We start from the raw sequence: 4,467 nt of genomic DNA, 5'->3' as shown, positions 1-4,467 counted from the left end.
TAGAGCCTAAACAGCTTATACAAAGGAATTTGGTGCGTGAAATCAAGAAAAACGGTCAAGAAGGCAATGATTTTATATTCGTGATTTGGTATTCCAGTTTTGATGAAATTTTCAAAATGAACCCTTCCTTTGTCGTCAAGGACAAGGCGTCCGCAGCTTTCAGAACGTCCAGTTACTAAACAGCGCATGTGGACTTTTTCATCGATTTGAATGCTTTTAATATGATTTGATATTATGGTTTTGGTTAAATTTTTCCTCTTCTGAACTGTAGGATCGAGCCATATATCGTACTTTGTGAGTCCTATCAAATCTTTTACGGACTGCAATCCCATAAAACTGATCTGATGATAATTGGCCATTATATATTTATTCTCCTGCCCATCCTTTATAATACATGGATATGGAAAATGCTCCAAGAAACCCTGTAAAAAACTACCTCTACAATTGACCGTTTTTAGATCAGACAGTATCTGAGCAGTATCCATAGGGTTAGCCTTACTCGACGGAAATTCTCACATCAATTAAGATTAACCCTGCCTTTTGGAAAAAGGCTCTCTAGTTCATTCCATAATTAACTTCCTTAGTTAAAAAATAGAGACTTTTTTACTCTGCCTCGTGTGCCGGAATGCAAAGATTTCACTGTCTCGGCACACAAAATTCATGACAGGCTCGAAAGGGGCGGAAACAGCTAAACCAGACCTAACGACCTACCAGATCGCATCTTGAATAATGGGATTCCCTCTGCTACTTCCCGCCTTTATAAGCTGTTTAAATGGTATGTATCGGTAGAGGAAATCCCTGCTCGTCTGCTTTCGTTGTTTGGTCAAATTGGTGAAGTCCGCAAACGTATTCCCGGTTATGTCATGCCGAGTATTCCCACAAACCTATCCTATGTGGAAAGTTCAAATTGGTTTCTACATATGGGTGGGATGTAAATTCGGTGGCTTGTGAAATTTCCGTGCTGCTGTGGCTCTGAGTGGCAGTAGGGCTTGCCGCTCTTTTCTCTGCAGACTAGCGGGGGGAACCGCCCGGAGGGCGGGGGGCTGCAAGCCCCCTAGGGGGTCGACGGGGCGAGCATCGCAGCCCGCATAGCGGGCGAGAAGCGCAGGACAGGGGGGGCGGTACGCCCCCCGCCCCGTGGGGGGCGTCAAGGCGCGTAGCGCCGTTTATCCCCCCGTTTCGACCAACGGGAGAAATGGGGGGCTGTTTTGTATAAAAGTTGAAACGTTTTAAAAAGTTAAAGAACGCGCGCGCGTTACGGTTTTTGAAAGTCTTGCTGGTTCTAGCTTTTGAGGTTGTTTACATGGGTAATAGAACGAAAGCTTTATGGGTGATAGAACGAATCTATTCACAGGCTTTCATGGGTGATAGAACGAATTTTTGTATCTGTAGATAAATAAAATTCAAGTTATCCACAAGTGTTTGAGCTTGTACGGCGTTATAAAGCCACTTTGACAGCGTGACTTCGACGGCAATCATGCGCCTATCTTCAGGCGATTTTTTAATAATCGTCCAACTGTCAATGATGCCAAAGCCTTCTCTTACTCGCTAGCCACCTGTCCCAATATCGGTCTTTATTGATGTACCGCGCAACCGTTCTAAGGCGCTTTCTAGGCGCTTGTATTCCTTGCCTCCAGTTGGCTTATTAGTTGCTACAAGATAACTATGCACGGTAAATCGAGTAATGCGCTTTTTAGCATCTTCACGCTTACAGTTCAAAGCTTCTGTCATTTGTGAAATGATATAAATCAGAATGTCTTTATCAAGCTGTGTAGCCCTCCCAAGAACGCTTGGCGTTACTGTTACGCTTCGGTTCCCATCTTTGCTTTCCCAGTGCCAAATAGATGTATCCGGCTTAGTGGCCAGCGTGAAAATTGGCGCTTCCATACTCGCCCCATCGTCTTTTAGCGCGTAATCAAACAGGTCGCACAGAAAAAAATCGCGGTTCAGGTGCCGTACAGGTAACAGCCCAGCGCATTCATTCTTTTTGGCGGTCACTGTAGCAGGAACAGGTAAAGCATCAGACGCCGCCATACCGGAGAAGTCTAGCTCGGTCTGCATGGCTTGGCGTTTCTGTACACGTTGCCTGATTTGTTCGACTTTTTCCAAGAGCGCGTCTTTAGCCCTCATATTGTTCCCTCAAAAGCTGCTCTTGTATGTCCTCATGACTTTTTGAAGTTATGACTTTATTACGTCATGCAGTTAAATTCCAGGCAATCCTTTTTCTGCAAAAATCTTCGACAACCCTCGTACCGCCAGCGTTTGAATGCTGGCACCCTCTGACACAGCCAATTGGTGAAGGCGCTCCCAATCAGAGCGATTCAGACGCACAGTCAAGGAAACTTTGTCCCCCTTGCCACGTTCACGTTCGTTAGGTTGTGGTGCTTCCGTGGCGGCCTTAGATCGTGTAACAGTTTTTTGGGCGAATGCGGCTAATCCTATTGATTGTTTACTCATTTAATTTGCCCCTTTAACCAGTCCCATAACAATTGAATTTCTGCCGCTGCTTTGCCTTTGCGCTCAAACTCTGTTACAGCGCGGCCAGTGGCAACTGCCCGTGCAAATGCGCGTCGGTCGGTAATTTCAACGGGTGCTAGAAGTAGCCCATAATCAGCCAGCATTACTCGCGTTTCAGCAATCTCTGGCGAGCGAAACGGACAAGCTGAGAGCACAAAGACACCCCGCGCCTCTGCTGCCTTCACAATTTCTACAGCGCTACCAACTGCTGCTAGGTCAAACGCAGTCGGGCGGCACGGAATAACAACCAAGTCCACGGCCTTGGCAATACAGGCAGCATCTGGCGCGGCATGAGGTGCAGTATCGATAATGGCAAGAGTCATTTTGTCTTGTCTGGCAGCCTTTAAGACATCAACAAGATCAGCAGCAGCGGCAGTCGCTACTATTGGCGTATCTTCATTGCGCGCTTCGCCCCATGTCGTTGCGCTCTTTTGAATGTCAGTGTCCACAATCGCAACCCGCTCACCTGATTCATGCGCGGCTACGGCTGTATGAACGGCAAGGGTCGTTTTTCCGCTGCCGCCCTTCTGACTGAGAAAGGCTAAAGTCTTCATAAATTCATGATAGCATGACGCATTGACGCTGTAAAGTCATAAATGCCTGACTTCTTGACGTATTAAAGTCGTTGCGTTTGAAAGGAAAATAGAATCTGGAACATCGGAGTGGCAACTACGCTTAAGCGAATGTAACGGTCATTGATGCAACACTCGAAATACACGCTCACTTCTAATTTTTATACGCATCAATCAATAAACATGCTTGTCAACGGCCGCTTTGACCGTTATTGAAACCCGGCGCCAATGGTCTTGTTCTTTTTACTTCTTGTCAGACGCTACGTACTTCGTAATCTGTTGCGTTCTTGACTTCTTTTTATTGGCTAACTAGACTAACCATTATTTAAATAACACGACCACATGCGCTATCTTCAGAGTAAGAGGAGTCTTTTATGCCTATGTTCAATACCTATGAGGCAAAAGCAAAATTATCCAGTTTGATTAAGGCTGCCTTAAGTGGGGAAGAAGTGATCATTGCTAACGCAAATAATCCATCAGTAAAACTAGTCCCCTATGATCTAAGCACCGGCAATGGTTTTAAATTTGGTGTGATGCGTGGTGAGATTACGATAAGCCCGGATTTTGATGCGCCGCTCTCAGATGATGTTCTTTCTTTATTTGAAGGCAAGGCGTCAACGTGAATTTATTGCTCGACACAAATATCTTATTACGAGCGATGAATGAACCGGAGAATTTGCCATCTCAGGCAAGAGAGGAAATTAAAAAAGCGCTCACTATCTATGTAAGCGCCGCATCCATTTGGGAAATAAGTATCAAGACAGCTTTAGGAAAGCTTAATGTCAATATTGATCGGCTTGTGACAAATCTTAGGCAAATGAAAGTTCAAGAACTGCCAGTGAGTTGGGAGCACGCATCCTATATCCGCAATCTACCTCCCATTCACCGTGACCCATTCGATAGAATTTTAGTCGCACAAGCTTTATCGGAACCAATGAGGCTACTTACTAGTGATCATCTTTTGACACAGTATTCAGAACTTGTTATCGCTATCAATTGACAGGGAGGTAAGCGCTTACTGCGCGCGGGTTCCCGCTCCCACTTTATCGGGCAAATAGGCTTCCGTTACAGGATGAAGCAAAAGATGATCAAAGCTCACCCGCATCCAATGGGGGCACGTAGCAACTTTTAAATAGCTGGTGCAATCTGGCAACTGCATCACCTCAAAAGGTAAAATGGCCTTCTCTGTTTGTTGCCATCTATCAATTGGAAAAGGAGCGAAACGTGGCATATATCACGAGCATCGAGCAGATGGGCATCAACAAAGGCTTACAGCAAGGGCTACAGCAAGGCGAGAGCACCCTGCTTCGTGTCCAATTAGAAGATATTTTTGGTGAACTACCCGAACAATATCAACAGCAATTAACCGCAGCAGATT

General features: G+C 45.6%; 6 protein-coding genes and 2 pseudogenes. 3 read left to right on the top strand and 5 right to left on the bottom strand.

The window, feature by feature from the left end:
- Positions 1–485, bottom strand: a pseudogene (locus CAGGBEG34_RS08440) (helix-turn-helix transcriptional regulator); the annotation flags it as partial.
- A 237-nt stretch (positions 486–722) separates the two neighbouring features.
- Here CAGGBEG34_RS08440 and CAGGBEG34_RS11455 point away from each other — a divergent pair.
- A complete protein-coding gene (locus CAGGBEG34_RS11455) occupies positions 723–935 on the top strand; it encodes a hypothetical protein (protein WP_203224874.1) in 213 nt (70 codons plus the stop codon).
- Positions 936–1,344: 409 nt separating this feature from the next.
- Here the strand turns inward: CAGGBEG34_RS11455 and CAGGBEG34_RS11840 are convergent.
- The 3 genes and pseudogenes from CAGGBEG34_RS11840 to CAGGBEG34_RS08425 all read right to left on the bottom strand — a co-directional run bounded on the left by CAGGBEG34_RS11840 (position 1,345) and on the right by CAGGBEG34_RS08425 (position 3,071).
- Positions 1,345–2,034, bottom strand: a pseudogene (locus CAGGBEG34_RS11840) (replication initiator protein A).
- Positions 2,035–2,202: 168 nt separating this feature from the next.
- A complete protein-coding gene (locus tag CAGGBEG34_RS08430; protein ID WP_006683254.1) occupies positions 2,203–2,457 on the bottom strand; it encodes a hypothetical protein in 255 nt (84 codons plus the stop codon).
- Positions 2,454–3,071, bottom strand: a complete 618-nt coding sequence (locus tag CAGGBEG34_RS08425; protein WP_006683253.1) for a nucleotide-binding protein — start codon at positions 3,069–3,071, stop codon at positions 2,454–2,456. Before CAGGBEG34_RS08425 ends, CAGGBEG34_RS08430 begins: the two co-directional genes overlap by 4 nt.
- Positions 3,072–3,463: 392 nt before the next feature.
- Here CAGGBEG34_RS08425 and CAGGBEG34_RS08420 point away from each other — a divergent pair, with 392 nt between their 5' ends.
- Together CAGGBEG34_RS08420 and CAGGBEG34_RS08415 are read left to right on the top strand one after the other, a co-directional pair.
- Positions 3,464–3,712 carry a type II toxin-antitoxin system Phd/YefM family antitoxin gene (locus tag CAGGBEG34_RS08420; protein ID WP_006683252.1) on the top strand — a complete coding sequence of 83 codons (249 nt, stop codon included), beginning with the start codon at positions 3,464–3,466 and terminating at the stop codon, positions 3,710–3,712.
- Positions 3,709–4,089 carry a type II toxin-antitoxin system VapC family toxin gene (locus CAGGBEG34_RS08415; RefSeq protein WP_006683251.1) on the top strand — a complete coding sequence of 127 codons (381 nt, stop codon included), beginning with the start codon at positions 3,709–3,711 and terminating at the stop codon, positions 4,087–4,089. The genes CAGGBEG34_RS08420 and CAGGBEG34_RS08415 overlap by 4 nt, the downstream gene beginning before the upstream one ends.
- Before the next feature lie 15 nt (positions 4,090–4,104).
- On the opposite strand, the gene CAGGBEG34_RS11180 is transcribed toward CAGGBEG34_RS08415, so the two are convergent.
- Positions 4,105–4,320 (bottom strand): hypothetical protein, encoded by a 216-nt coding sequence (locus tag CAGGBEG34_RS11180; protein WP_158641857.1) that lies wholly within the window; start codon positions 4,318–4,320, stop codon positions 4,105–4,107.
- Between the last annotated feature and the right edge of the window lie 147 nt (positions 4,321–4,467).

This window comes from Candidatus Glomeribacter gigasporarum BEG34 (assembly GCF_000227585.1).
In the GTDB taxonomy this organism is placed as follows: Bacteria; Pseudomonadota; Gammaproteobacteria; order Burkholderiales; family Burkholderiaceae; genus Glomeribacter; species Glomeribacter gigasporarum_B.
The sequence above is the reverse complement of the archived record's forward strand: the minus strand, read 5'-3'. Positions and strand labels throughout refer to the sequence as shown.

What these genes read in the sequence shown, in the direction of transcription:
- CAGGBEG34_RS08430 (WP_006683254.1), bottom strand. Translation starts at nt 2,457, where the DNA reads ATGAGTAAACAATCAATAGGATTAGCCGCATTCGCCCAAAAAACTGTT.
- CAGGBEG34_RS11180 (WP_158641857.1), bottom strand. Translation starts at nt 4,320, where the DNA reads ATGCCACGTTTCGCTCCTTTTCCAATTGATAGATGGCAACAAACAGAG.
- CAGGBEG34_RS08425 (WP_006683253.1), bottom strand. Translation starts at nt 3,071, where the DNA reads ATGAAGACTTTAGCCTTTCTCAGTCAGAAGGGCGGCAGCGGAAAAACG.
- CAGGBEG34_RS08420 (WP_006683252.1), top strand. Translation starts at nt 3,464, where the DNA reads ATGCCTATGTTCAATACCTATGAGGCAAAAGCAAAATTATCCAGTTTG.